At 63.2% G+C, this 25921-nt stretch carries 22 protein-coding genes and 1 riboswitch; of the genes, 17 read left to right on the top strand and 5 right to left on the bottom strand.

Annotation, left to right across the window (positions count from 1 at the left end; genetic code table 11):
• Together JQ46_RS08225 and JQ46_RS08230 are read right to left on the bottom strand one after the other, a co-directional pair.
• A partial coding sequence (locus JQ46_RS08225; RefSeq protein ID WP_034987384.1) for a helix-turn-helix domain-containing protein occupies window positions 1-441 on the bottom strand: 441 nt, incomplete at its 3' end.
• 614 nt (window positions 442-1055) lie between these two features.
• Window positions 1056-1403 (bottom strand): DUF4333 domain-containing protein, encoded by a 348-nt coding sequence (locus JQ46_RS08230; protein WP_034987164.1) that lies wholly within the window; start codon window positions 1401-1403, stop codon window positions 1056-1058.
• A gap of 288 nt (window positions 1404-1691) precedes the next feature.
• Between JQ46_RS08230 and JQ46_RS08235 the strand changes: the two genes are divergently transcribed.
• From JQ46_RS08235 to JQ46_RS08250, 4 genes are read left to right on the top strand one after another with little or no spacing between them, the layout of a single operon-like run.
• On the top strand, window positions 1692-3065 hold the full coding sequence (locus JQ46_RS08235) for a sodium/glutamate symporter (protein ID WP_034987167.1): 1374 nt from the start codon (window positions 1692-1694) through the stop codon (window positions 3063-3065).
• Window positions 3066-3108: 43 nt separating this feature from the next.
• Complete coding sequence (locus JQ46_RS08240) at window positions 3109-3996, top strand: sulfurtransferase (RefSeq protein ID WP_005297057.1); 888 nt, start codon at window positions 3109-3111, stop codon at window positions 3994-3996.
• An 11-nt stretch (window positions 3997-4007) separates the two neighbouring features.
• Window positions 4008-4574, top strand: coding sequence for a PTS sugar transporter subunit IIA (locus tag JQ46_RS08245; RefSeq protein WP_005297055.1), 567 nt, complete (start codon window positions 4008-4010; stop codon window positions 4572-4574).
• A gap of 16 nt (window positions 4575-4590) precedes the next feature.
• Window positions 4591-5049: a hypothetical protein gene (locus JQ46_RS08250; RefSeq protein WP_005297053.1), complete on the top strand. Its 459-nt coding sequence runs from the start codon at window positions 4591-4593 to the stop codon at window positions 5047-5049.
• A 55-nt stretch (window positions 5050-5104) separates the two neighbouring features.
• Here the strand turns inward: JQ46_RS08250 and JQ46_RS08255 are convergent, their stop codons facing one another.
• Window positions 5105-6013: an SDR family oxidoreductase gene (locus JQ46_RS08255; protein WP_034987169.1), complete on the bottom strand. Its 909-nt coding sequence runs from the start codon at window positions 6011-6013 to the stop codon at window positions 5105-5107.
• A 227-nt stretch (window positions 6014-6240) separates the two neighbouring features.
• Window positions 6241-6350, top strand: a riboswitch (glycine riboswitch).
• A gap of 49 nt (window positions 6351-6399) precedes the next feature.
• On the opposite strand from JQ46_RS08255, the gene gcvP reads away from it, so the two are divergent.
• The 12 genes from gcvP (at window position 6400) to JQ46_RS08315 (ending at window position 21657) form a co-directional block, all read left to right on the top strand.
• Window positions 6400-9366 carry an aminomethyl-transferring glycine dehydrogenase gene (gene gcvP, locus JQ46_RS08260; protein ID WP_034987172.1) on the top strand — a complete coding sequence of 989 codons (2967 nt, stop codon included), beginning with the start codon at window positions 6400-6402 and terminating at the stop codon, window positions 9364-9366.
• Between the two features lie 48 nt (window positions 9367-9414).
• Entirely contained in the window at window positions 9415-10584 is a 1170-nt protein-coding gene (gene gcvT / locus JQ46_RS08265; RefSeq protein WP_034987174.1) for a glycine cleavage system aminomethyltransferase GcvT, read from the top strand.
• Between the two features lie 101 nt (window positions 10585-10685).
• Window positions 10686-11069, top strand: coding sequence for a glycine cleavage system protein GcvH (gcvH, locus tag JQ46_RS08270; RefSeq protein WP_005297044.1), 384 nt, complete (start codon window positions 10686-10688; stop codon window positions 11067-11069).
• Between the two features lie 23 nt (window positions 11070-11092).
• Window positions 11093-12865, top strand: coding sequence for a hypothetical protein (locus tag JQ46_RS08275; protein ID WP_237744786.1), 1773 nt, complete (start codon window positions 11093-11095; stop codon window positions 12863-12865).
• 17 nt (window positions 12866-12882) lie between these two features.
• Window positions 12883-13425: an orotate phosphoribosyltransferase gene (gene pyrE, locus JQ46_RS08280; protein ID WP_034987180.1), complete on the top strand. Its 543-nt coding sequence runs from the start codon at window positions 12883-12885 to the stop codon at window positions 13423-13425.
• A 9-nt stretch (window positions 13426-13434) separates the two neighbouring features.
• Entirely contained in the window at window positions 13435-14118 is a 684-nt protein-coding gene (locus tag JQ46_RS08285) for a TrmH family RNA methyltransferase (RefSeq protein ID WP_034987181.1), read from the top strand.
• Between the two features lie 376 nt (window positions 14119-14494).
• Window positions 14495-15835 carry a glycoside hydrolase family 76 protein gene (locus JQ46_RS08290; RefSeq protein WP_192817258.1) on the top strand — a complete coding sequence of 447 codons (1341 nt, stop codon included), beginning with the start codon at window positions 14495-14497 and terminating at the stop codon, window positions 15833-15835.
• Window positions 15836-16017: 182 nt separating this feature from the next.
• Entirely contained in the window at window positions 16018-17052 is a 1035-nt protein-coding gene (gene fbaA, locus JQ46_RS08295) for a class II fructose-bisphosphate aldolase (protein WP_034987184.1), read from the top strand.
• Between the two features lie 14 nt (window positions 17053-17066).
• A complete protein-coding gene (locus JQ46_RS08300) occupies window positions 17067-17594 on the top strand; it encodes a DUF3151 domain-containing protein (protein WP_034987186.1) in 528 nt (175 codons plus the stop codon).
• Window positions 17595-17611: 17 nt separating this feature from the next.
• Window positions 17612-18556, top strand: a complete 945-nt coding sequence (locus tag JQ46_RS08305; RefSeq protein WP_051876306.1) for an endonuclease/exonuclease/phosphatase family protein — start codon at window positions 17612-17614, stop codon at window positions 18554-18556.
• Between the two features lie 10 nt (window positions 18557-18566).
• Window positions 18567-19805: an FUSC family protein gene (locus tag JQ46_RS08310; protein WP_080719528.1), complete on the top strand. Its 1239-nt coding sequence runs from the start codon at window positions 18567-18569 to the stop codon at window positions 19803-19805.
• Between the two features lie 112 nt (window positions 19806-19917).
• Window positions 19918-21657 carry a Rib/alpha-like domain-containing protein gene (locus JQ46_RS08315; RefSeq protein ID WP_034987191.1) on the top strand — a complete coding sequence of 580 codons (1740 nt, stop codon included), beginning with the start codon at window positions 19918-19920 and terminating at the stop codon, window positions 21655-21657.
• Between the two features lie 12 nt (window positions 21658-21669).
• Here JQ46_RS08315 and JQ46_RS08320 read toward each other — a convergent pair whose 3' ends face one another.
• Window positions 21670-22572 carry a hypothetical protein gene (locus JQ46_RS08320; protein WP_034987193.1) on the bottom strand — a complete coding sequence of 301 codons (903 nt, stop codon included), beginning with the start codon at window positions 22570-22572 and terminating at the stop codon, window positions 21670-21672.
• A 180-nt stretch (window positions 22573-22752) separates the two neighbouring features.
• Between JQ46_RS08320 and JQ46_RS08325 the strand changes: the two genes are divergently transcribed.
• Window positions 22753-24042: an adenylosuccinate synthase gene (locus JQ46_RS08325; RefSeq protein ID WP_034987196.1), complete on the top strand. Its 1290-nt coding sequence runs from the start codon at window positions 22753-22755 to the stop codon at window positions 24040-24042.
• Between the two features lie 38 nt (window positions 24043-24080).
• Here the strand turns inward: JQ46_RS08325 and JQ46_RS08330 are convergent, their stop codons facing one another.
• Window positions 24081-25805 carry a choline/carnitine O-acyltransferase gene (locus JQ46_RS08330; protein WP_034987198.1) on the bottom strand — a complete coding sequence of 575 codons (1725 nt, stop codon included), beginning with the start codon at window positions 25803-25805 and terminating at the stop codon, window positions 24081-24083.
• Between the last annotated feature and the right edge of the window lie 116 nt (window positions 25806-25921).

Here is a 25921-nt window from a genome sequence, read left to right on the forward strand (position 1 = left end):
GTACGCGTTTTCCGCTTCCAACCGTGCGATCTGACGGCGCAGCTTGTCTTCTTCTGTAAGCCGCTTCGGTGCAGCCGAGCCTTTGGGTCTGCCCTTCGGCTTCGGTTTCAACGCCTCATCGCCGCCTTTGCGCCATTTCCAGGACCAATCTTTGACGAGTTGGTCTGACGACAGGCCAAACTCACGGGCAAGATCCATCATTGTCTCGCCGGCAAGGTGACGTTGGACAACTTCCTTCTTGACCTCGAACGAGTACTGCTGCTTTGTCGGTTTCTCCACAAGACATAGCCTGCCATGCAGCTGAAACCGACGACAGAGCATACGGGCGGCATACTTGGAGACACCAAGGGCATTGGCAGCGGCTGTATAACCCATGCCTTGCTCGAAACACTCCACCAGCTGCTCGCGCTGATATTCACTTAGCGAACTTCGTGCTCTCAATGACAACTGCTCCCCACTAGTCGGTAACTGATTTCTCAGTCCAACTAATGGGGAGCAGTTCACCGGGGGGGCGTTTCTTCATGTTTGCGCTTCATGTGCGCCTCAGGCTCCTTGTGAAGCTTGGCGTCTCAGGCTCCTTGTGAAGCTTGGAATGTCGCTAGAACGGGAATACGTCGGCGCCGGTGCTGGTTCTCAAAAATCCAAAACCCTCTGACCTGCACTTATGTGGTAATGAAAAATGTACCCACTAAAGCATTCTCGTTCTAGCGACATTTGTGGTTATGGGATCCCGGTTTGGCGACATCTGCGGGCGTGGAGTCCTGTCTCGGTCACACTTTGGGGTGCTTGTGGGAGGTGGAAAAGGTGCCAAAGGGCTTAAATGTCGGAAAAGTTGCAAAACGTTCTGACGGGCTCTGGCGAGTGAGTTGTAAAAACCCTCTAACCAGCACATTTGCCGTAGTGGAAAATGGTGCCAATAACGTTCTGCAAGATTTCCGACATTTAGGGCATGTATAGGGCATGCATAAGGGTATTCAGGGCACCAGTGCTGTGTAGCCGGAGTGTCAGCGCTGTGTGGCCAGCGCGGGAGTCCGGGGTGTGTCGTACTTGTGGAATTATTCTGGCTGGTCAGCGACCTCGACGTTGTAGTGAACGTCGTTGCCATCGACCTTGTCTGCGGTGACGTCAACGCTGTACGTCTCGCCGGAATCGTGCAGCTTGCACTCAATCTTCGCGCCCTCTTCGGCCTTCAGGCCACTGGGGCATTCGATGCGCTCGGGCTTGCGGCCAATCTCCTTCTCCAGGGAATCGGAGATGCCCTTCTCCACGTCTTCTTGGGCTACTTCTCCTCCTAGCAGCGAGCAGGCGCTCAGGCCGGTGACAGCCAACGCGCCGGTCAGAAAGGCTGCGCCGAGACGCTTGGAGAAGCGGGCGGAGTCAGCGGAAGTGCGGGTGTTCTTCATGTAGGGCAATCTCTTTCTCTCGTTTGCGATGACTGTTGACGGCTAGCGCCATGCTGTTGTGCCTCATCAGGAATCCGGGGTGGAACTATCAGGAATCCGGGGTGTGGAATGCCGCCCGTGGCGAAATGTTCCAAGCGTGCAGCACGCTGCACAGTTCGAACTTAACCGATGCTGAGTATGTTTGTCCGGGAAACGCAGGCGTCAATAAGAGGGTGCGATAAAATACCCAGAGCAACAGAGCACACACAGCACAAAGAGAAAAGATAGAGAACAGAAGAGGGAGCCTCCATGGACTTTACGGTCTTTGATCTGCTGATGGATGTCGGCATGATTTCGGTACTGCTGATTATCGGCACGTTCATGAGGCGCCACTTCGAATGGTTCCGCAACCTCCTGATCCCCGCGCCGATCACTGCGGGCCTGCTTGCACTGCTCCTCGGCCCCGAAGTGTTGGGTCTGCTGCCGTTCTCCGGCGCGCTGGGCGATTACTCCACCCTGCTGATCGCCGTGGTGTTTGCCTCCATGCCGTACAGCATGACCTTCGCCTCCAACGATGCCTCGAAGGCGAAGAACATGTGGGGCTTTTCCACCTCCATGTTCCTCGGCCAGTGGGGCATTTTCATGCTGCTTGGCCTGCTGGTTTTCGCGCCGATCTTCGATGCTCCAGAGTGGTTCGGCATGATGCTGCCCGTCGGTTTCGTCGGTGGGTTCGGCACTGCCGCGGCCGTCGGTGGCGCGTTTGGGGATATTGGTGCGGACGCCGCCATGTCCCTGGGGTTCACCTCAGCGACTGTCGGTACGTTGGCCGCGATCATCGGTGGAATTATCTTCGCAAACTGGGGTATCCGCACCGGGCGCACGTCCACCCTGCCAGAGAAGCTGCCGTGGGAGCTGCGCTCTGGCCAGATCGAGGACGAAGCCAAGCAGCCTTCCATCGGTAAGGCCACCACGAACCCATCGTCGATTGAGCCCCTGGCTCTGCATGCCGGCTTCATCGCAGTGACCGTAATGTTCGCCTACATCGGCCAGCAGATCATCGGCCACTTCTTCCCGGCGGTATCGGTGCCGCTGTTTGCCCTGGCATTCGTGGTGGGCATTGGCGGTAAGGTCTTCCTGCACGTCATCAAACGCCCGAAGTACCTGGACCAGCAGACGGTGAAGTCGATCTCCGGCGCGTCGACGGACTTCATGATCGCCTTCGGTATTGCCTCCATTAAGCCGGACGCGGTGGCGAACTACCTGGTTCCGCTGGCGATCCTGTTCGTGCTGGGAATTGCGTACTGCAGCCTGTTCTTCTTCGTTATTGCGCCGATGTTCTTCGGCGATAAGTGGCTGGAGCGCGGCATCTTCGGCTGGGGCTGGGCCACCGCCGCTGTGGCTACGGGTATTGCGCTGCTGAAGATCGTGGACCCGGATCTGAAGTCCGGCACGATGAACGAGTACGGCATTGCCTACGTGGGCTATGCGCCGATCGAAATTGGCATGAACATCCTCGCCCCGATCGCGGTGATAGCCGGTCTGACCTGGGGCATCGGAGGCATAGCGACAGTCGCGGCGGTGGGCATTATCGTCTTCGCTGCAGTGCGGGGCTGGTTCCCAGAGAGAACAGGGAAACGGCCGGGCAAGGGTAAACGTTCCGGAAAGGCGGCCGCGGCGGGATAGCGTGCGCAACATCGGCGGGCGCGAGGTTCTACACTAAGCAACTATGAGCAACTCTTCTGCCCAACAGCAGCCCGCCAGCCCCTTCGTCTCCGGTGAGGAGATGCTGGAGGCTTTCCAGCGGGGCGAACGCATGACCGTGATCGACTCGCACTGGGCGCGCACCGAAAACAGCGCCTGGGAGGCATACGTGGGGCAGCACATCCCCGGTGCCATGTTCTGTAACCCCCTGATGCACCTGGCCTCTATCCCGTCCCGCCACAAAGGCCGCAACCCTCTGCCCGAGCCGGAGCGGCTGCAGAAAAGCTTTGACGATTGGGGCATTACGGATGGTCGTCCTGTTTATATTTATGACGCCGGCGCCAACCTCTATGCGGCTCGCGCATGGTTCATTTTCCGTTGGGCAGGTGTGCAGAACGTCCGCATCCTGGACGGTGGCACTAGCTCTTGGGAGTCCGCGGGCGGCGACGTTGCCGGCGGTATCGGAGCCCTGCGCGGCCGGGGTAACGTGGCGGTGCGCCCGGGCAGCATGCCGACCCTCGACCTCGAGGAAGTAGAGCAGTGGCGCGAGGAGCGCATCCTGGTGGATGCCCGCGAGCCCTCCCGCTATTCCGGCAGAAAGGAACGCTTCGACCACCAGGCGGGCCGCATCCCCGGGGCGATCAACGTCCCGGTCAAGGAGCTCTTCAACAACCACAGCGAGCGCGACAGCAGCGCCAGCGGCCATGTGAAGACCCCGGAGGAAATCCGGAAGATCCTCGCCGAGAATGGTGTGACCAGTGGCGATGACGTGTGCGTGTACTCCGGCTCTGGCCTGCACTCCTCCCTGTTTATCGCCGCGATGGAATACGCGGGCCTGCCAGGCGCGAAGAACTTTGTAGGAGGTTGGTCCCAATGGTCCGCTTCCGCCTCGCGCCCCATCGAGCGCGACTAAACTGCAGGAGTATGGATCCCAACTTTTCCCTGGATCCCCGTAGGCCTGGCCAGCAGCGCGAAGTGGCTGCGCAGAACCACTCTGCGAAGTTTCCCGTTGTGACCCCGCTGGCGGGGACAGCCGTCAGCCTCGATTCCGTCCCCGACCCGATCCTCGCCACCGGCACCATTGGCGCCGGTGTGGCGGTAATCCCCGACGCGGGCGTGGAGGTTGTGCAGATCCTCGCGCCCATCGGGGGAGTGATGAAGCGCGTGGCGCCGAACATGTTTGTTATCCAGACGCAGTCGGTGCCCGGCGGTTCTCACGCGGAGACGCTGGCCGACCAGCCGTCGATCTTCATGCAGTTGGGGGTGGATACCGGGCGTCTCAACGGCCAGGGCTTCGACGTGCACGTCCAGGAGGGAGACCTGGTGCGTCAGGGAACTCCCGTGTGCACGTGCGCTCCTCGGGAATTGGGCCGGATGGGGTTCGATCCGGTGGTGATGGTGTTGGGGTTGCAGATGGGGGCGTCAGAAATAAAGCTAGACGTGTTCTCCGGTGAGCCTGTGATGGACGGCGACAACCTGTTCTGGGTGTAAAGGGGGTGCTTGGGCAATGACACGGAGGATTTTTAGCATCCTGTCGGTGGTCGGCATGATTCTGGCGCTGTCGCGGGTGGTGGAGATCTTCACGCCGCAGCAGTTGCAGAGCATCGCCGGGGTTTATTTTGCGGTGTTGGCAGTGCTGCAGGTGTGGCCACTGGCGGCCACTCAGCGCAATAGTTATGGGCACCGGCGGCACCCCGTGAACCGCCTGTACACGCTGATGAGCAGCATCGGGCTGGTCGGGACGGCGCTGCTGGCGATGGTTTTCTATGTGACTTCGCCGTTGTGGTTGATTGTCGTCGCGGGGATGCTGATGATCATGGGGATCGTCGGCGCCGCGGTACTGGCTTTGTTCGCCGCGCCGTGGGACGACTGGTCCACCCGCCGGGGCCGCGATGTCGACGATGAGCTTTTCCTGCGCGACGACGAGCCCGTGGAGGACGTCTGGGACAAGAGCTTCCGGACTTAAGTGGCGCTGGGCGGGAACTGGGCCGGCACTGGGCCGGCACTGGCTGGGTGCGTGCCTATAGCCCGTGCTTCCGGTTGATCAGCCAGTGCATTGTCGCGGTCGGCAGCACGCGCGAGAGCGGGAAGACCACCGGCGCCATCGAGCCGGTTGCGTACAAAGGCTTGGGCCGGGCCGCGGTGATGGGCTTCAGGATTTCCTCGGCCACGCGCTCGGCGGAGATGCCGTTGGCCTCGTTGTTGTCCAGGTTCGTCAGCATGGTGGTGAACTCCGCGCCGTAGGGTCCCTGCAAGTCCACGTACTTCGTGCGCCGCGTGGAAAGCCCGGTGTTGATGGAGCCGGGTTCCACCACGGTTATGCCTACGCCGAAGGGCTGGACTTCGCGCCGGGCGGCGAAGGCGAATCCCTTGATCGCGGCCTTCGAGGCGACGTAGCTGCTGCGGTAGGCCAGCGGGAAGCTGCCCAGCATGGAGCCGACCATCACGATGCGCCCGGCCCCTTGTTGCCGCATTGTTGGAAGGATTTTCTTGGTGACGCCCACTTGTCCCAGAACGTTGATCTCAAATAGACGATGTAGGGCATCGTCGGGGAGCTCTTCCAGGGGGCCAGATTGGCTTTCGCCTGCGTTGTTTACCAGCACGGTCGGTGGGCCGAGGGTGAGGGCGCGGGTGGCGAACTCGTCAATGCTGGCGGGGTCTTCGAGGTCGAGGGGTAGGTAATCCACCCCGTCGATGGGGTCGGTAATGCTGTCGGGGTTGCGGCTAGTGCCGATGATGCGGTCGGGGACGTAAGTTCCCGTGCCGGTGCCGCTTGAGTCGCCGGTAGTTGCGTCGGCCTTGAGCTCCGCGAGGGCGGCGACCGTTGCCCGGCCGATGCCGGAGGAGGCGCCGGTGACTATGGCCACTCCGCCGTTGACGGCGGGCAGTGAGCGAGAAGGGAAGGGGAGGATGCTGGAAAGTTTTGCCATGCTCATTATTTTGGCTGCTGGAATGGGGGGATGCGGGCGGAATGAGATTTTCCGCATTGTCAGGATTCTTTAGTGATCCGTCGCACTACGGCTATGATGTGGGAGAAAACTGCATACATTTTTGCCGCTTTTAGCTGTGGTGGGAGAGGCTCGGCGCTCGTCACGCGCCGGCCGCCGACGGAGCAATTCCTCCCCGGGACACTCTCAGGCCCCAAGTACCGTCACAGTGAGGCAACTCTGGAAAGACCTGCGCGCAGTCGTGTGCACGCGGGCGCCGAAGGAGAAAAGCCGGGTTGACCGGGTGAAGCTCTCAGGCACAAGCGACAGAGTGGGGAGGGCTCCTTTTAACGACCGTGCACTTACGACCGGAAAGTCCCTATAAAGCTATGTCTTCTGCAGCTACTCGCCGTAATTCAGCCCCCTTCGTTCAGCGCCACATCGGCCCGAACCAGGCCGATACCCAGGAGATCCTCGATTACCTGGGCTACGAATCTTCCGTCGCGCTGGCCGACGATGCCCTCCCGAAGTCCATCTGCCAGGCTGGTCCGATCGGCCTGCCGGAGGCGCTGGATGAAGCGGACACCCTGGCCGCCCTGCGTGCTTACGCTGACAAGAACGTGCAGAAGCAGCAGCTGATCGGCAATGGTTACTTCGACACGATCACCCCGGCCGTGATCCGCCGCAACGTGGTGGAGAATCCGGGCTGGTACACCGCCTACACTCCCTACCAGCCGGAGATCTCCCAGGGTCGCCTTGAGGCCCTGCTGAACTTCCAGACGATGGTGCAGGACCTGACCGGCCTGCCGGTGGCTGGTGCTTCGTTGCTGGACGAGGCCACCGCCGTGGCCGAGGCTGTGCAGCTGATGGCTCGCGGCAATGCGAAGGTCGCCAAGAAGGGTGGCGTGGTGCTGCTGGATTCCTCCCTGCACCAGCAGTCCATCACCGTCACCCTGGCTCGCGCTGAGGCTGCGGGCATCCCGGTGGAGGTCGTGGACCTGGACGGCGAGGACGGCGCCGGTGAGAGCGCTGCCGCTGCTTTCGAGGGCCGCGAGAACCTCGTCGGCGTGGTGCTTTCCAACCCCGGCTCTACCGGTCGCATGCGCGACCTGTCCGGCCTGATCTCCGCGGCGAAGGAGACCGGCGCCTTGGTGACGGTTGCCTGTGACCTGCTAGCTCAGGTTCTGGTGACCTCCCCGGGCTCTCAGGGCGCGGACATCGCCGTCGGCTCCGCCCAGCGCTTCGGCGTGCCGCTGTTCTTCGGCGGCCCGCACGCGGGCTTCATCTCCTGCACCGAAGCTCTGCAGCGCAAGCTGCCGGGCCGCATCGTGGGCGTGTCCGTGGACGCCGAGGGCACCCCGGCCTACCGCCTGGCCCTGCAGACCCGTGAGCAGCACATTCGCCGCGACAAGGCCACCAGTAACATCTGTACCGCTCAGGCACTGCTGGCCGTCGTCGCCGGTTTCTACGCGGTCTGGCACGGCCCGGCTGGCCTGCGCGCCATCGCCGAGGGTGTGCATGCCCGCGCGACTGCCCTGGCCGTTGCCCTGTCCGAGGCTGGCCTGACGCTGGCGCACGATACCTTCTTCGACACCGTCACCGTTGACGTGTCTGGTTCTTCTCTTGGGGACGCCCCCACGGCTCTGCGCGCTGCAGCCGAGGCAGGCTACAACCTGCGCCAGGTTAACGATTCCTTCGTCGGCATCTCTGTCGGCGAGTCCACCACGGATGAGGACATCGCCAAGCTGATCGAGGTGCTGGGCTCCCGCACCGGCGAGGTCAACTCCGCGGGCTTCGACGTCACCGCCGGCCCGCTGGGCGAGGCCGGCGTGCTGCGCGCAGAGGACGAGGAGATCCTGACCCACCCGATCTTCACCGCCATCACTTCCGAGACCCAGATGATGCGCTACATGCGCAAGCTGGCCGACCGCGACCTGGCGTTGGATCGCACGATGATCCCGCTGGGCTCCTGCACCATGAAGCTGAACGCGGCTTCCTCCATGGAGCCGATCACCTGGCCGGGCTTTGCTGGAATCCACCCGCACGCCCCGGCCGAGCAGGCACAGGGCTGGCTGGAGCTCATCGAGGACCTGGAGGAGCGCCTGGCAAAGATCACCGGCTACGCCAAGGTCTCCGTCCAGCCGAACGCGGGCTCCCAGGGTGAGCTCGCCGGACTGCTGGCGATCCACCGCTACCACCAGTCCCGTGGCGACGACCAGCGCGACATCGTGCTGATCCCGGCCTCCGCGCACGGCACCAACGCTGCCTCTGCAGCACTGGCGGGCCTGAAGGTTGTGGCCGTGAAGAACGCCGAGGACGGCTCCATCGACGTGCCGGACCTGGAGGCCAAGCTGGAGAAGTACGGCGAGCAGACCGCCGCCATCATGCTGACCTACCCCTCCACCCACGGCGTGTTCGAGGAGCAGGTGCGCGACGTCTGCCAGAAGGTCCACGATGCTGGCGGCCAGGTGTACGTCGACGGCGCTAACCTGAACGCCCTGGTCGGCTTGGCCCAGCCGGGCGAGTTCGGCGGCGACGTTTCCCACCTGAACCTGCACAAGACCTTCACCATCCCGCACGGCGGTGGCGGCCCGGGTGTGGGCCCGGTGTGCGTGGCAGAGCACCTGATCCCGTTCCTGCCCACCGACCCGAATGCCGACGTCGTCGAGGGCGATGCTGCCCTGCAGACCGGCCAGCCGGTCTCCGGCGCACAGTACGGCTCCGCTGGCGTGCTGCCGATCACCTGGTCCTACATCGCCCAGATGGGTGACGAGGGCCTGACCGAGGCCTCCCGTATGGCCCTGGTGAACGCCAACTACGTTTCCCGCAAGCTGGAGGACTACTTCCCGACGCTCTACAAGGGTGACACCGGCCTGGTGGCCCACGAGTGCATCCTGGACCTGCGCGAGCTGACGAAGGACTCCGGCATCACCGCCGAGGACGTCTCCAAGCGCCTGATGGACTTCGGCTTCCACGCCCCGACCCTGGCCTTCCCGGTCGCCGGTACCCTGATGATGGAACCCACCGAGTCGGAGGACAAGGAAGAGCTGGACCGCTTCATCGAAGCGATGATCACCATCCACGGGGAGATTCAGGAAGTTATCGACGGCAAGGTCACCGCCGAACAGTCCGTTCTGCGCCACGCGCCGTTTACCGCCTATTCTGTTGTGCGGGACGACTTCGAGGAAGCTGTATCCGGTGGTCACTTCAGCCGTGCCAAGGCCGCATACCCGGTGGCCAGCCTGCGACACACCAAGTACTTCACCCCCGTGCGTCGTATCGACAACGCCTATGGCGACCGCAATCTCGTGTGCACCTGCCCGCCCCTGGAAGACTTCGCAATCAACGAGGACTAGGGTCCGCTGAGGCTAAGGGCGTCACAAAGAGAAGAAGGAGAACAAGACATGACCGAACTAAAGAAGACCGCGCTGCACCTGGTGCACGAGAAGCTGGGCGCGCGATTTACCGACTTCGGCGGCTGGGACATGCCTCTGAAGTACAGCAGTGAGCTGGACGAGCACCACGCTGTACGCAACGCCGTGGGTGTTTTTGACCTATCCCACATGGGTGAGGTTCGCGTGACCGGCCCGCAGGCGGCGGAGTTCCTGGACCACGCGCTGATTTCCAAGCTGTCGGCCGTGAAGATCGGCAAGGCGAAGTACTCGATGATCTGCACCGAATCCGGCGGCATCATCGACGACCTGATCACCTACCGCCTGGGCGAAAACGAGTTCCTGATCGTGCCGAACGCGGGCAACGTGGACAACGTGGTTTCTGCGCTGCAGAGTCGCACCGAGGGCTTCGACGTGGAGGTTAACAACGAGTCCGACGAGACCTCCATGATCGCCGTGCAGGGTCCGAAGGCCGCGCAGGCGATGCTGGAGATCGTGGAGAACGTGGTGGACGCACCCGAGGCATCCGGCGCGGGCGAGACCGTTGCCGAGGCCATCGAGGGGCTGGGCTACTACGCGGCATTCAGCGGTGTTGCTGCCGGTCAGCCCGTGCTGGTGGCCCGCACCGGCTACACCGGCGAGGACGGCTTCGAGCTGATCGTGGCTAACGACGGTGCGGAGATCGTGTGGACCAAGGCCATGGATCAGGCCGCGCAGCTGGGTGGCCTGCCGTGTGGCCTGGCCTGCCGCGACACCCTGCGCCTGGAGGCCGGCATGCCGCTGTACGGCAACGAGCTGTCGCTGAAGCTCACCCCGGTCGATGCGGGTCTGGGAATCCTCGCGGCGACGAAGTCGAAGGATTCTTTCGTTGGTCGTGACGCCATCGTTTCCGCCAAGGAAAAGGGCACCCAGCAGGTACTTATCGGGCTGGCCGGCGAAGGCCGTCGCGCTGCCCGTGGGGGATACGAGGTGTTCGCAGGAGAGGGCGAGAAGGCCATCGGTGCCGTGACCTCCGGTGCGCTGTCGCCGACGCTGGGCCACCCGGTGGCACTGGCATATGTCGCGAAGTCCGCAGTGTCTTCCGGCGCGGCCGCCGAGGGTGCGACCGTGGAGGTGGACATCCGTGGCAAGCGCTTCGAATACAAGGTCGTGGCGCTGCCGTTCTACTCCCGCGAGAAGTAACGCAAGAAGTAACGAAAAGGGTTGTCTGCCCGCTGGTGTAAGGTTTGGGCAGACAACCACAGAAGTAACCACACAAGGTTTCACAAGAGAGGCTTAAAACAATGACTGCACTGCCAACTGACTTCCTGTACTCCGAAGAGCACGAGTGGGTTAACACCTCCGCTGTTGTTGAGGGCGAGACCGTGCGCGTGGGCATTACCCACATCGCCGCTGAGGCGCTGGGTGACATCGTGTTCGTCGAGCTGCCGGAGGTCGGCTCCGAGGTTGAGGCCGGCGAGGCTTTCGGCGAGGTTGAGTCCACCAAGTCCGTTTCCGACATCTACGCACCGGTTTCTGGCGAGGTTGTGGCTGTTAACGAGGCGCTGGAAGACAACGCTGGTCTGATCAACGAGGATCCATACGGTGAGGGCTGGCTGTACGAGGTCAAGGTGACCGAGGCCGGCGAGCTGATGGAGGCTGAGGCTTACCAGGCGGCTAACGAGTAAAACAAGACCCTATGGTCGGTTCCATGTTCGCATTAATCCTCGGCTTGGCCCTGTTGGGCCTTGCCGTGTGGTTACTCCTGCGCGCAAAAGATAGCACCGGTGAGGGAACCGACGGGTATGCCAGGGGGAACTCCTACGAGGCCGCGGATTGGTCCACGGATGAGGGCTACGTTGATGGCAGCTTCGAGGACGACCCCGAGGGGGAGCTTGAGGGCAACGAATGGCCCGAGGGCGAGGGCGGCGAGTGGTCCGAGCTGGACGACGAAGAATGGTCCGCAGGATGGGATGGCCCGCAGTTTGACTCGTGGTCCGGGGATGATGACGAGTCCGGCGAAGACTACGACTACGAGGATGACGCGGACGATTACCAGGCCGATAGTGCAGACGATGGACTAGGCGAAAGTCCCGCAGACGATTGGGCAGAGGAACCGTCGGAGGATTGGTCCGACGATGAGCCTGCAGAGGGGGAGAGCCCCGTTTCCCCCACGCCTGCGGCTGCGCCTGCGTCCGGGCCCGCGTCAGCAATGGCGGCTTTCGGTTTTCCCCGCAGGCGGCGTCGCCAATGGGCGGCCGACAACGGCTTTGAGTACACGAAGGAAGACAGCGAAGTCGCGCGCGACTGGCCCATCACCATCCTGGGGGATCAGCGGCGCGGGGTGCCGACGCTGCGCGAGGTTGTCAGCGGCTTCGTCGACGGGCACCAGGTGCACATCGGAGACGTGGGATCATCCACTCTGATGGCCATGCGCCGAGTGGAAGAATCACCAGTTCAAGTACTGTATTCCGTCGATGCTGCCCAGCCTGCTGGCATGCGCCGCACCGACCTTCTGGACCAGCCTCCGTTCGCCGCGTACACCACCGACGTCCGCGCGTTGGACCGCATGCTGGACGCCCGCGTGGAGGACTCCCTGGCTGCGCTTTCGCAGGTCGCGCGCGACGTTGCGTGGGGGCAGAACTGGACGGTCGTGCGGATCTCCCGCAAGCTCGACTTCCACGTGTGGCAGAAGATTCTGCCGCGGCTGCGCTCCTTGGTGGATGCAGCGATGGTGCTGCCCCCGGCGCAGACCAGCGCGCCGTTGGAGATGCTGTCTGCCGACCAGTTGCGTCCCCTGCCGGGCGGTCCGCTGCAGGTGAACACCGCCGACCCGGTGAACCAGGAGGAGATCGAGGAACAAGCCGCCGAGACCTCCTCCCGCCGCGCAGCACACCTGCGGGCCGTGCCCGATGGTGCTGCCGATACTAATGCCGAAGGTAGCGACGACACCGCCTCAGCCGCCGCAGAGTTCAACCCCGCGCAAGACAACACTGTCCGCACCGAAGAAGCTGCCGCGCACGCGGAAGTGCCGAACCCGGAGCGGCCCGACATCACCCGCCCCGCCGAGCCGGTGACCTTCCCCTCTCGCACGCACACACGCTGGGAAGGCGGAGACCCGGATAGCTTCGAAAGCTTCGCCGTGGGCGACTACGACGACCCCGCGGAGGATGACGACCTCCACGCGGGACGGCGACGTCGCCGCGACGGAGGCATCCCGCGCCTGGGTGAGGATCCCGAGCACATGAGCTCGCACAACTCGCAATATGCGCAGGTCATCCGCGTCGAGGCGGAAGAGGCCACTATTTTCGAGGAATTCGAGGAGACTAAGTCCACTGCAGTGCGTCTGTCTCCTGTGACGCAGCGTCGGCGGAGCGGTGGGCGTCATCGTGCGCCAGAGGCACGCCACGCCCGCCCCGAACCCATCGAACCGATTGAGTACGAAACCGTCGACGGCGAGGTCGTCGAAGACGACCAGCAATAACAAAAGGAGCAACCGCAATGATCGATGAAGCCAAGAAACAACGCCTCGCTGAGCTCGTAAAGGAGCTGGCGGTAGTGCACGGGCGAGTGACCCTTTCCTCCGGCAAGGAGGCCGACTATTACGTCGACCTGCGCCGTGCGACCCTGCACCACGAGGCATCGCCGCTGATCGGCGAACTGCTGCGCGAGCTGACCGCCGACTGGGACTATGCACACGTCGGCGGGCTGACCCTGGGCGCGGACCCGGTGGCGACGGCGATTATGCATGCAGACGGCACCCCTATTGACGCTTTTGTAGTGCGCAAGGAAGCCAAGAAGCACGGCATGCAGCGCCGCATCGAAGGCCCGGATATTGAGGGCAAGCGGGTGCTCATCGTCGAGGACACGACCACCACGGGTAACTCCCCGCTGACCGCCGTCGCCGCTGCCCGCGAGGCTGGCGCGACTGTCGTTGGCGTGGCCACGGTCGTGGATCGTGCGACCGGCGCCAAGGATGTTATTGAGGCCGAGGGAGTCGAGTACCGCTCTCTGTTGGGGCTGTCCGACCTGGGTCTTTCCTAGGTATTTTTGATGACGCCCACCTCCCCCGAATCACACGATAAACCCGGACCGACGGAGTGGCTGGAGCATCCCCGTGGGGTGCGTAGCTGGGAAGAAGAACACCCCGACCAGCCCCGCCCGACGGATCCGCGCTTCGACCCTGAGCTGCTGGATGCCGGGGATAGGCGCAACGTGGTGGATGCTTACCGATATTGGAAGCAGTCTGCGATCATTGCGGATATTGATACCCGTCGGCATGCGCTGCACATTGCCATTGAGAACTTCGAAAACGACTCGAACATTGGCACCGTCGTGCGCACTGCGAATGCCTTCGCGGTGGATACCGTGCACATTGTTGGGCGGCGGCGTTGGAACCGGCGCGGGGCGATGGTTACTGACCGCTACCAGCACTTACAGCACCATGCGACGGTGGGAGAGGTGCTGGAATTCGCCGCCCGGGAAGGGCTAGTTGTGGTGGCGGTGGATAACACCCCGGGATGCGTGCCACTGGAAACCGCGGAACTGCCGGAGCGGTGTTTGCTGCTGTTTGGCCAGGAAGGGCCGGGTGTGACCCAGGAGGCGCAGGATGCTGCGCGGATGACGGTCTCCATTGCTCAGTTCGGTTCGACGCGGTCCATTAATGCGGGTGTAGCAGCGGGGATTGCGATGCATGCGTGGATCCGCCAGCACGCGGACCTGTCCCAGGCCTGGTAGTTGAGGCGTCCCCAGGCCTGGAGGGTGGGGATGCCATGGGCCTGGAAGGGTGGGGCTCGGCTTTGCTGTTCTATGGACTGTGTTTTCCCGTAAGTGTCGGAAAAGTGGTAATTCGTGAAATCGGGGACTGGGCTCCGAGCTACAAAAACGCTCTGACCTGCAAGTTTACATAAGTGGAAATCGTCTCCATTAATAAATTGCAAGTTTTACGACATTTGGCTGCTGGGTAACGGCATTTGCCAGCTGGGCCGCGGGTTTTGGTCGCTGGGCTGCAGGTTTTGGGAGCTGGGCTGCAGGATTTGGCTGGCCGGCAGCGCGGGACCGGGGGAGGGCTAGACTGTTTTGCAGAGCGCTACAACCGAGTGAGGTGTGCAGAGTGTTTAATCTTCCCGGCAATAGGAAGCGGGGTAGCAAGTCGTCGCAGGTAGAAGACATTTCTGCGGCGCCGCAGGAATCTGCGGAGGGGGCGGCTGAGCAGGCTGAGTTCGCCGAGCAGGCTGAGGCAGCCGAAGCCTCGCCAGCAGAATCCCCCAACCCCAACCAGGAGCTCATCGAACGCTGGGATCACCGCGCGGACCTCTCCTACCAGGCGGTTCACGAGCGCCACGCCAGCCGCCTCTGGGGTATCCCGCGCACCACGCTGGGAGTTATCGCCTGGCCGCCGACCACTCGCGACCGCATGTTCGTCCGCTGGCACTACTGGTGGCAAGCTCATTACATCGACAACCTCATCGATGCCGCCATCCGCCGCCCCACCCACTCCCGGATTTTCGCCATCCGCCGGCACCTCCGCGCCATGCGCATCCGCAATCTCCGCCCCCTGACCGCCAACCACTACTACGACGACAAAGCGTGGCTGGCTCTGGCCCTGCAGCGGGTGGCGAACACTCCGAAGATCCAGGCAAAACTCGGCACGCCCCGCGAGCTGGAACCCCTGGTGGAGAACATTTTCGAGGGCGTGGATAGCCTCACGGGTGTGCTGCCGTGGCGCACGCAGGAGACGTTCTACAACGTCCCCACCAACGGCCCCGCCGCCATCCTGGCCGCCCGCAATGGCGATATCGAGACGGCGGAGCGCCTGATCGACTGGACCTTCGACAACCTCATCAACGAAGACGGCCTGGTTATGGACGGTATTCACATGCGGATGGCCGGCCCGGAGCCCGTCACGGCGGTGCATCCTTATTGTCAGGGTGTGATGCTCGGCGCTTGTGTGGAGCTCGCCCTCGCGCGCAGGCGTGCGGCTGGGGTGGAGGACCGCACGGTTTCAGATGTGGGCGTCAAAGAAATAACCCGCATCCATGGCCTGCTCCGCGCGATCGAGGTGCACCTTACCGACCGCGACGGTGCGATCAATGCGCGCACTGCGGGCGGTGATGGCGGACTGTTTAATGGCATTCTTGCGCGCTATCTTTCTCTTGTTGTTGAGTGCGTGCCGACGCCAGGTCGGCACGGCACGGAGGCGGTGGCCATAGCTCGGCGGATTGTGTTGGCGACAGCCGAGCAGGTGTGGCGCTTCCGCCTGGAGGTTGATGGGCTGCCGGTGTTCTCTGCCGATTGGTCGAAGGATGCGACGATGCCGCAGGCCGGTGGTCTGGTGGGCGCGACGATTGCGGGGGCGGTAGCGAGCTCCGATATTGCGGAGCGGGATCTATCCGTCCAGCTTTCCGGGTGGATGCTGATGGAGGCGGCGGCGCGCACCATCGCGGCGGAGTGACGCTCGAGTGGTGGGTGAGTAGCGAGAGACGGGTAGACGAGCGGCGGGGGATAGCGTGCAGAGAGGGCACGTGGGCATAAGGGGGAGTGCTCGCCGGAGTGACTGCACGGCGTTGAATTTGTGGGCATAATTGTGGGCGGAGACCTACCTGCCCTAGTTCAAGGAATTGAAGGAGCATCGAAATGCCTATTGCAACCCCCGACGTCTACCGCGACATGCTGGATAATGCGAAGGAGAACGGCTTCGCATACCCCGCCATCAACTGCACCTCTTCCGAGACCATCAATGCTGCTCTGAAGGGCTTTGCGGATGCGGAGTCCGACGGCATCATCCAGTTCTCCACCGGTGGCGCCCAGTTCGGTTCCGGCCTGGCTGTGAAGAACATGGTTGCAGGTGCGGAGGCTCTGGCTGCTTTTGCTCACCAGGCTGCTAAGCACTACGGCGTGAACGTTGCTCTGCACACCGACCACTGCCAGAAGGAAGTTCTGGACGAGTACGTTCGCCCGCTGATGGAGATCTCCCGCAAGCGCGTGGAGGCCGGCGAGAACCCGCTGTTCCAGTCCCACATGTGGGATGGCTCCGCTATCCCGATCGACGAGAACCTGGAGATCGCTAAGGATCTGCTGGCTGACGCGCAGAAGGCCAACATCATCCTCGAGGTGGAGATCGGCGTTGTCGGTGGCGAGGAAGACGGCGTGGAGGCCAAGGCCGGCGCTAACCTGTACACCACCGAAGAGGACTTCGCTAAGACCGTTGATGCTCTGGGCACCGGCGAGCACGGCCGCTACCTGCTGGCCGCTACCTTCGGCAACGTCCACGGCGTGTACAAGCCGGGCAACGTGAAGCTGCGCCCGGAGGTTCTGGACATGGGCCAGAAGGTTGCAGAGAAGAAGCTGGGACTTTCTGAGGGCTCCAACCCGTTCGACTTCGTCTTCCACGGCGGCTCCGGCTCCGAGAAGGAGAAGATCGAGGAGGCCCTGCGTTACGGCGTGATCAAGATGAACGTGGATACGGACACCCAGTACGCCTTCACCAACCCGGTTGCCCGCCACATGTTCACCAACTTCGACGGTGTACTGAAGATCGACGGCGAGGTCGGCAACAAGAAGGTTTACGATCCGCGCTCCTACCTGAAGAAGGCTGAGGAGGCCATGTCCGTTTGCGTGGTGGAGGCCTGCAACGACCTGCACTCCGCTGGCACTTCCGTCGCTAAGTAGGTTCCGCTAGCACGATGGCAGAACAAATTCGTCACAGTCGAGACCTCTTCGGCGCGGAGCACCCGGAGGTGCGCCTACCGCAGGAGCTGGCAAGTTCTATTCCAGCGGAGGGTGCTGCCGGTGCCGGCGCGGCGCAGTCGCGGGAGTCGTTAGAGGCTGCGGTCTCGGGAAACCTGAAGGACTCCGGCGCATGGGCCGCCCTAGCCGAGGTGCTGCTGGCCGAAGGTCAGTCCGTGCAGGCCTACGCTTGCGCCCGCACCGGCTACCACCGTGGCCTGGATGCCCTGCGTGGCAATGGTTGGCGTGGCACCGGCCCGGTCCCATGGAACCACGAGCCGAACCAGGGTGTGCTGCGCGCCATCGGTGCGCTGGTGCAGACTGCTCGCGCGCTTGGCGAGGACGATGAGGTTGTGCGCTGCCTGAACCTGCTGCACGACTGCGACCCGGCGGCAGCCCCAGCCCTGGGGCTCGACGGCTCCGGCAAGAAGGCTGATTCCAAGCCAATTTCTGAACCCGGCGCCACCCCGCCCGCCGAGAGCTAACCCGTGTCTGAACGGAAATGAACAAACGCCGTTCTTTCTCTCTGCCGGCCCCCAGCCGCGGGGTGAACCGGAACCTCTGTATCGCCACGCTGGTTGTGGCGATATTTTGGATGTCCAGCATCCTCTGGCCCGCAGAGCCGACAGCCGGCTGGCCTTTCGTGGCCGAGATACAAGCCAGTGCCTGGGTTGCCGGGGTGCTCGCCGCGGCAGGTATTGGCATTCTCAGCTCAGTACGCCGCGCCGCCCTGTGCGCGGTGCTGGCCCTGCTAGCGGTCTTGATCGTCCCGCGTGTACCGGCGCCCAATTTTTCGGACGCCACCAACCCCACCCGCGTATTTTCCCTGAACACCTACTGGGGCAAGGCCGACGATAAGCGGATTGCGCGTGCGATCGACGAGCTCAAACCGGATGTCGTCTTCCTCCTGGAGACGAATGCGGAGGAAGTCGCCAGCGTGGCGGACAAGACCGGCTATCTCCCTATGACCCAGCCGCGACCTGGCAACGATCGGGCGGATAATGTTGTGGCGCTCGTGTCGGCGTCATATAAAGAAGAAACAGGGGCGCACGGCAACATGGTCCGTGGGCTTACTCGCTTCCAGACTCCGCGCGTGAATGCGCCGCTGCACGGCAACAGCGAGTTCGTGGGCGTGCATGCGGTAGCGCCGGCGAAGGACGACCGCCCGGCGTGGGAGCGCGACCTAGCGAACCTTAGCGAGTGGGCGAACTCCCGGCGCCACCTGGTGCTGGCCGGCGACTTCAACGCAACGCGCAGCCACCCGCGCTATCGCGACTTCGAGCTCAGCGACTGCACGGGGCACCTGGCGCACACTCCAACGTGGCCGGCGGTGTTCCCGGTGATTCGGCTGGATCACATCATGACCACCGGCGAGTGCCTGGGTGGTGGTACGAAGCGGATTCTGGGTACTGACCATCTGGCCGTGTGGGCGGACGTAACCACCTAAACTGGCGGGCATGGCAGAACCACAACCGCGGCCCCGGACCGCGAAAGAAATGTGGGGCGAGCCGGCCAACCGCCTGCGCCCCGGAGTGCGCGCCGCAGCCCGGAACCTGCGCCGCATCGCGCCGGTGCAGGGTGCAATCCGCGTGCGCGAGGGGATAGTCTTCGCCATCCAGTGCGCTATCGGCGCGGGCCTGGCGCTGCTCATCGCGGAGCAGATTTTCGACCACCAGCAGGCTTTCTTCGCGCCCATCGCGGCGGTGCTGAGCCTGGGTGTGAGCGCCGGCAAGCGATTGCGGCGTGGCTTCGAGCTGGTGCTGGGCGCCTCCGTGGGTGTGGGTATCGGCGACCTGGTGATCAGCAACATTGGTAGCGGATACTGGCAGGTCTCCGTGGTGGTGCTGTTCGCCATCATGGTGGCGACGTTCGTGGACAAGTCGGTCTCCGTGGCTTTCCAAGCCGCCAGTTCCGCGGTGCTGGTGGCGACGATCCTGCCGCCGGGGTCTTCCGGTTCGTGGGACCGCATGATCGATGCCCTGATCGGTGGCGTGATCGGCATCTTGGTGCTGGCGCTGGTGCCGAACTCGCCGCTGCGCCCGGCTAGGCGGGAGGTCTCCACGCTGATCTCGAAGGCTTCGCTGGTGCTGGACGACGTGGCGCAGGGGATGGAGGAGCGCGACGCGGCGAAGATCACCAAGGCCCTGGAGATCGCCCGCGGCACCCAGACCTACGTGAATGCCATGCTGACGAACGTCGTCGGCGGGTCAGAGGTCGTGGCCGTCTCGCCGATTTACTGGACGGCCCGGCGGCATGCGAAGTCGATGAACCGCATCCTGGTGCCCGTGGATAACGTGATGCGCAATACGCGCGTGTTGGCGCGCCGGGCGGAGATCATGATGCTGGACGAGGTCGAGCCGCCGGAGGAGATGATCGAGCTGATGCGCGGCATCTCTAACGAGCTGGGCCAGCTGGGTGCGTTGTTCGCCGAGGGCGGTACGCGCGGCACCCGCGATGAGGCGGTGGAGATCCCGGAGATCGTGCGAGCCCTGCAGAAACTCGCCGCGGAGGCGGACCTGGCCATCGCGGAGGGTACAGGTTTGTCGGGCACGGTGGTGTTGGCGCAGTGCCGCTCGATTATTGTTGACGCCCTGCAGGTCTGCGGCTATTCGCGTGAGTCGGCTATGGCGTTTCTGCGGCCGACGGTGGACAGGCCGTGGCAGCCGCCGGAGGTGTGGGACGAGCTGGGGGAATAGGCGGGGCTACGAGTGGAACCTTAAGAGGGGCGATAGTAGATTCTTAGAGAAGTAGGGGAATTGTTCCCCACAACGACTTAATGTCGTCTCGCTCTACTTTGAGGTATCTCTTATGATGTTTCTTCGCTCCCGCCGCACCATGACTGCTGTTGCGGCTGCATCTAGCCTGGTGCTGACCGCCACGGCTGTCCCTAACTCCCCATTCTCCCCGGTAGCTGCGCAGGCCGCCACGGCCAACAAGACGCAGGACACGAACCTGCCGCTGCATTGTAGCCTCAATGCTGGAGGAAACAGGGTTAAAAAGACCATGGACTTCACTGGAAAAATGCAGGTAGAGATGCCGGGCAAGGTTGATTCCGGCGAGGTTTTCGAGGCAACTATCAGTATGGATTCGCTTCAAGTGCAGGACCCATATATTGGTAGGTTGGAAGGGGCTCCAACGTTCGAAGCTGCTAAAACGACGGCTAACAAGGTTCGTTTCGCTGTGAAGGGTGACGTTGAGCTGGTTGCCTCCAACCTTCCTGCCACGCTTAAGAATGGTGTCTTGACCGCAGAGAAGATGATGCAGCCGAGTCGAACGGATGACACAGTAACACTCGCCCTCACTCCGTTGAAGGTCAAGCTGAAGGCGAAAAAAGCCGGCAAGGTTGAGATTCAGACTCCTAGGGCGGACGAGACACTTGACACGAAGAATCGTGTGAAGTCCACCAACATGTTCTACGGTGAGGGGGCGGCCGGAGAGATTACGTTGCCGTTCATCGGCAAAAAGGGGGTCGGTCTCTACGTCGCTTGCCGGACGGAAGAATACAAGACGCTGGGTGTGGCTCAGGTAGGCAAAGACGCTGAAGTCAATCAACCCAAATATGACCTCATCGAGGTTAAGCAGACGGATACCGCTACCTCGAAGAACACTGCGCAGGCGCCGGCTGGCACCACCTACGCCAAGAAGGGTAACGCTCCGGAGTGGGCAACTGTCGCTGAGGACGGCACCATCACCGTCAATCCTGGCCTGGATGTGGAGCCCGGCGAGTACGAGGTCCCGGTCGTTGTCACCTACCCGGACTCTTCTATCGACAACGCCGTTGTAAACGTGACGGTAAAGGAGAAGGAGAAGTCTCTTGCGGAGCAGCACGATCCGCAGTTCGGCGAGACCACTGTCGAGCAAGAAGGCGCCGCCACCATCCCTGCCCCGGAGGGGCTGCCGGAGGGGACGAAGTTCGCCCTGGCTGAGGGCGCTCCGGAGTGGGCGTCCATCGACGACAAGGGCGCTGTCCAACTGAATCCGGGCGGCGAGGTTGATGCGAAGGACTACACGGTCCCGGTTACCGTCACCTACCCCGATGGCACTATCGACAATGCCGAGCTGAAGATCACGGTCACGGAGCGCGCGATCAACGAGATCCACGATCCGACCTACTCGGACGTGACGGTGAAGCAGGGTGACGAAGTGACTGCTCCGGCTCCGACTGATGTGGCTGAGGGTGCGACCTTCGAGGCTGGCGAGGGTGCTCCGGAGTGGGTCACCGTCAACCCGGACGGCACCGTCACCCTGAAGCCGAGCAAGGATGTTAAGCCGGGCGACTACGACGTCCCGGTTGTCATCACCTACCCGGATGGATCGACCACCACCACGACGCTGAAGGTGACCATCAAGGAGCAGGACAAGCAGAATGACAACACCGGCAGCACCGGTTCCGGCGATGGCCTGTTCGGCTCCTTGGAGGGCTCCAGCAACATCACCGGTTCCAGCCCATTCGGTACGTTCCTCGCGGCCCTGTTCGGAACGATTGCCATCGGCGCAGGGCTGTTCGGCCTGTACAACTGGGCCCGCGACCACGGCTACGTCCGCTAACCGCGGGCGCGTTTAATTGCGCACGAACTGTCCATCCCGCAGGTGGCGGTAAAACGTCACCGACTTCAGCGGGCGGGGATGGCGCACCCCATCACGGGTAACCGCCAGATCCACCCCACCGGCCTGTAAGGCCCGCCCCCGCAGCACCGTCGGAGAGACGGTACTGCGGGGCTTCTTTATGCGCCCAAACCAGCCCTTGCGGGGTAGCGGAGGCCGCTGCACCGCAGCCAACCCCGGCGCATCCGGTGTGGGGACCAATCGCACACCATTGTTGAAATCGCTGGTGCCCGCCTTGTTCTGCTCGTACAGAACCTCGGAATCGACGATCACCTCGCCGATCATCTCCGTCGCATTTTCGGATGCACTCGCCGAGCTTGCCATGCCTTCTGAATCCGCCGAGCCAGCCGAGCTAACCGGCCCGGTGACCTCCGCCGCTCCCAACGTCACCACGCCATGGTCGTCGCGAATCACCGGAGTCGGCACAGCCGGGGAAGCCAGCGCGAAGGTGAGGTGCTCGGCGGGGGAGAAGGTGGCGTCCAGACCCCACGAAAGAGCAACCGCCGAAGAACCAGAAGGGATAAAACCGACCTCGACCCATAGGGCATCAATCCGCATCAACTTAGAGACAACGGCGGCCAGGGCAGCGTCGCTACCTTGCACGATCACGCGCACGCGCTCGCTGAACTCGTGCGGATCCGGCTGCGGGGCGCCCAAGTGGGGAGCGTCGGGGCGCTGCATCATCTCCTCCAGCGACGGGGTGGAACCCACCACGAACCGCTCCAGATCATCCAGGAAACGCAGCTCCTTGCGCTTCGGCACAGCGGACAGATCGAGGCACTCCACGGCCTCGCCCGGCAGTACAGGATCGCGCAGCCGATCGCTGGCGGGAACATCGCAACGCAACATAAACAACATAGAAACCCACCATAGCCGTGCCACAAGCACCGGCGAGGTACTAGAATGGAGAAACGTCTAGGTGCCCCGCCCGGTTTCTAACTGAAGCTACAGCAGCGACAGAAGATGCAGTAAATGCATGGCGCGGGGCTACACCCATGAGTACAGAAGTACCAACGCAGAGGACGTGTTTTAGTTTCCATGGCAGCGATCATCGTCGTAGGCGCCCAGTGGGGCGACGAAGGTAAGGGCAAAGCTACCGACATTCTGGGCGGGAAGGTCGACTACGTCGTCAAGCCCAACGGTGGCAACAACGCCGGCCACACCGTCGTCGTCGGCGGCGAAAAGTACGAACTCAAGCTGCTGCCCGCAGGTGTGCTTTCCGAAAACGCCACGCCCATCATCGGCAACGGTTGCGTGGTGAACCTGGAGGCGCTGTTCGAGGAGATTGACGGGCTGGAAGCTCGCGGAGCAAACGCCTCCCGTCTGCGCGTTTCCGCCAACGCGCAGCTGGTGGCGCCCTACCACGTGGCCATCGACCGCGTGGCCGAGCGCTTCCTGGGCAAGCGCGCCATCGGCACCACCGGCCGCGGCATCGGCCCGACCTACGCAGACAAGGTCTCCCGCGTGGGCATCCGCGCCCAGGACCTGCTGGACGAATCCATCCTGCGCCAGAAGATCGAATCCGCGCTGGACCAGAAGAACCAGATCCTGGTGAAGATCTACAACCGTCGCGCCGTCGATGTGGACGAGGTTGTGGATTACTTCCTCTCCTACGCCGATCGCCTCAAGCCGATGCTGATCGATGCGACGACGGAGCTGAACCAAGCTCTGGACGCCGGTAAGTCTGTGCTGATGGAGGGCGGCCAGGCCACGATGCTAGACGTGGACCACGGCACGTATCCTTTCGTGACCTCCTCTAACCCCACCACCGGCGGCGCGTGCGTGGGTACGGGAATTGGGCCGACGCGCATTACTGCATCGCTGGGCATCATCAAGGCCTACACCACGCGAGTGGGTGCCGGTCCGTTCCCGACGGAGCTGTTCGACAAGTGGGGCGAGTTCCTGCAGACCACCGGCGGCGAAGTCGGCGTGAACACCGGACGCAAGCGCCGCTGCGGCTGGTACGACTCCGTGATCGCCCGCTACGCCTCCCGCGTAAACGGCTTCACCGACTACTTCCTGACGAAGCTGGACGTGCTGACCGGCATCGGCGAGATCCCGATCTGCGTGGCCTACGACGTGGACGGTGTGCGCCACGACGAGATGCCGATGACGCAGACCGAATTCCACCACGCCACCCCGATCTACGAGACCATGCCCGCGTGGGACGAGGACATCACCGACTGCAAGACCTTCGAGGAGCTGCCGGAGAAGGCGCAGGATTACGTCAAGCGCCTGGAGGAGCTGTCCGGTTGCCGGATCTCCTACATCGGCGTGGGTCCGGGCCGCGACCAGACGATCGTCATCAACGACGTCGCGGAGGGTTAGGGCTGGCGCCGCGGCGATAGGCGCTGCGCTAGAGCGCGCTAGAGCGTGCGCAGGAAGTCGGCCAGCAGTTCCGCCGCGCGGGTGAGGTTGGCCTGGAACTGCTCCGGCTGCTCCGCCTTGTCACGGTTGAAGGTCAGGCAGTACTCGATGCTGGTGGCCTTCGGCGTGTAGTTCACGCCGAAACCATTGGGGATAGTGGGGGCGAAAACATAGCGGATGATGTGCGCATCGCTACCGATCGAGGTGGTGGACAGGAAGTCCGTGCGGGCGGCTTTGACGCCCGGATCCGCCAGCAGCGCCAGGGGAGCGCCGGACTGCTTCTCCGAGGTGAAAGACAGCGCCCACAGGTGGCGATCGATGCCACGACCAGTCTTGCAGCCAATCACCCAGTTGCGGTGGGCATTCAGGGCCTCCTGCAGGGCCTCGACAGTCGGCTTGCCGGCGACGAGCTGCTTAGCGAAAGCCACGGCCTCCGGGGTGACCGCGCGCAGGCATTCCGTGCGGCCGGCCTTGTACTCGCGCATATCCACGGCCTCGTACACCGCGCGGATGCGGCCGAAGGTCAGCAGTTGCGCGATGGATAGAATCAGCTGGCTCATCGCATCGGCACTGAACTTGAAAGGCAGCTCCTCCTTCGCCAGTTTCGGCACCTCGATGATTTCTACGGCGTATTCGTCGCCGGTGGGAATGGAGGCGGCAGGCGTAACCGGGGATAGTTTCAGCGGGGCGACATCGGCTGGGGTGACATCCGCGTCGGCGCTTGGAGCCGTAGGGGCGTCACTATCCATAGCCTCCTGCACCCGGCGCACCGCCTCCACGAGCGTGGCTCCATCGACCGTCGAATGCTCCACGTGCATGGCCGCAAAATTGCTGGCCAGGTTGATTTCATACGTCAGTGGCTTGTACACCCAGGCGTGGCCGGGGGCGAAAGTGAGGTCGCGCAGCAGGTCGGCTTCGGTGGCCTGCGCATCGTCGATCAGGTGCAGCGCGAAAAGTTGATCGCGCAGGGTGGCTTGAGTCTCCGCGGGGAGCGGGAGCTCGGCCAGGGCCGCGGAGCCGAGGTAGGAAAGGCGGGCGTCGAGGGCGGGCTCGGCAGTCTCGCCGGTGCTGGCGGCGCTCCCGGCGGTGTCGGAGTTAGTACGCAGCACCTCCAAGGTGGCGCGCAGCTGCTCCCGAGAGGCTAGGCGCCCCTGCTCGTCCGTGATGCGCAGGTCGAACACGTGGCCATCCACGATCACGCCGATGCTGCGGGATGCGGTGCCGAGCTCGCTGAAGGTGACCTCATCGCAGTCTGGGCGGGGGATGCGCAGCGCGCCGTTGAAGCAGCGCCACTGGTTGGCGTCCAGCGGATTGCCGCGGCCGTCGATCTCCTCCGGCATCGAACCATCGGCCTGCTTCAGGTGCACCAGCGCCAGGGCGCGCAGGATGTCCACGGCACGGTCCAACCCAGAGGTCTCCGTGCGCAGGTTGATCTGGAAGCCCACGTTGGAGGTGGTCTGTAGCGGCGTGCGAACGGTCAGGTAATCGCGGAGCCAGCGGTCTGCCAGCCAGCTGCTGTTCGCGGCGTCGCGGTCGGCGGCGAAGACCTCCAGGGCGGACTGCAGGGCGGGGCCCTGGTTGGCTTGGAAGTCCTCGATGGCTCGCTCCGTGGCGGCCAGCATATCGGCATCCGCGACGGCAGAGACCGCATGGCGGAGCGCGGGCAGCGTGGCATCCAGCGGCGGGACGGGGAGGGGCTTGAGGTGGGCACGATTGTCCTGCATGACCTCGAGTCTACTGAGGAGCTACGGGGGTGAACGCCGGAAAGATCCGAATATTTTTAAAAGGAAAATACTTGTTCGGCAACGTGATGCACGTCACTCGCTTAAGGTTTGTCTTA

Source organism: Corynebacterium jeikeium (assembly GCF_000738175.1).
Lineage (GTDB): Bacteria > Actinomycetota > Actinomycetes > Mycobacteriales > Mycobacteriaceae > Corynebacterium > Corynebacterium jeikeium_C.

What these genes read in the sequence shown, in the direction of transcription:
- JQ46_RS08310 (WP_080719528.1), top strand. Translation starts at nt 18,567, where the DNA reads ATGGCAGAACCACAACCGCGGCCCCGGACCGCGAAAGAAATGTGGGGC.
- gcvP (WP_034987172.1), top strand. Translation starts at nt 6,400, where the DNA reads ATGTCTTCTGCAGCTACTCGCCGTAATTCAGCCCCCTTCGTTCAGCGC.
- fbaA (WP_034987184.1), top strand. Translation starts at nt 16,018, where the DNA reads ATGCCTATTGCAACCCCCGACGTCTACCGCGACATGCTGGATAATGCG.
- JQ46_RS08330 (WP_034987198.1), bottom strand. Translation starts at nt 25,805, where the DNA reads ATGCAGGACAATCGTGCCCACCTCAAGCCCCTCCCCGTCCCGCCGCTG.
- JQ46_RS08255 (WP_034987169.1), bottom strand. Translation starts at nt 6,013, where the DNA reads ATGGCAAAACTTTCCAGCATCCTCCCCTTCCCTTCTCGCTCACTGCCC.
- JQ46_RS08320 (WP_034987193.1), bottom strand. Translation starts at nt 22,572, where the DNA reads ATGTTGTTTATGTTGCGTTGCGATGTTCCCGCCAGCGATCGGCTGCGC.
- gcvT (WP_034987174.1), top strand. Translation starts at nt 9,415, where the DNA reads ATGACCGAACTAAAGAAGACCGCGCTGCACCTGGTGCACGAGAAGCTG.
- JQ46_RS08300 (WP_034987186.1), top strand. Translation starts at nt 17,067, where the DNA reads ATGGCAGAACAAATTCGTCACAGTCGAGACCTCTTCGGCGCGGAGCAC.
- JQ46_RS08315 (WP_034987191.1), top strand. Translation starts at nt 19,918, where the DNA reads ATGATGTTTCTTCGCTCCCGCCGCACCATGACTGCTGTTGCGGCTGCA.
- JQ46_RS08235 (WP_034987167.1), top strand. Translation starts at nt 1,692, where the DNA reads ATGGACTTTACGGTCTTTGATCTGCTGATGGATGTCGGCATGATTTCG.
- JQ46_RS08275 (WP_237744786.1), top strand. Translation starts at nt 11,093, where the DNA reads ATGTTCGCATTAATCCTCGGCTTGGCCCTGTTGGGCCTTGCCGTGTGG.
- JQ46_RS08245 (WP_005297055.1), top strand. Translation starts at nt 4,008, where the DNA reads ATGGATCCCAACTTTTCCCTGGATCCCCGTAGGCCTGGCCAGCAGCGC.
- gcvH (WP_005297044.1), top strand. Translation starts at nt 10,686, where the DNA reads ATGACTGCACTGCCAACTGACTTCCTGTACTCCGAAGAGCACGAGTGG.
- JQ46_RS08325 (WP_034987196.1), top strand. Translation starts at nt 22,753, where the DNA reads ATGGCAGCGATCATCGTCGTAGGCGCCCAGTGGGGCGACGAAGGTAAG.
- JQ46_RS08240 (WP_005297057.1), top strand. Translation starts at nt 3,109, where the DNA reads ATGAGCAACTCTTCTGCCCAACAGCAGCCCGCCAGCCCCTTCGTCTCC.
- JQ46_RS08230 (WP_034987164.1), bottom strand. Translation starts at nt 1,403, where the DNA reads ATGAAGAACACCCGCACTTCCGCTGACTCCGCCCGCTTCTCCAAGCGT.
- JQ46_RS08285 (WP_034987181.1), top strand. Translation starts at nt 13,435, where the DNA reads ATGACGCCCACCTCCCCCGAATCACACGATAAACCCGGACCGACGGAG.
- JQ46_RS08305 (WP_051876306.1), top strand. Translation starts at nt 17,612, where the DNA reads ATGAACAAACGCCGTTCTTTCTCTCTGCCGGCCCCCAGCCGCGGGGTG.
- pyrE (WP_034987180.1), top strand. Translation starts at nt 12,883, where the DNA reads ATGATCGATGAAGCCAAGAAACAACGCCTCGCTGAGCTCGTAAAGGAG.
- JQ46_RS08250 (WP_005297053.1), top strand. Translation starts at nt 4,591, where the DNA reads ATGACACGGAGGATTTTTAGCATCCTGTCGGTGGTCGGCATGATTCTG.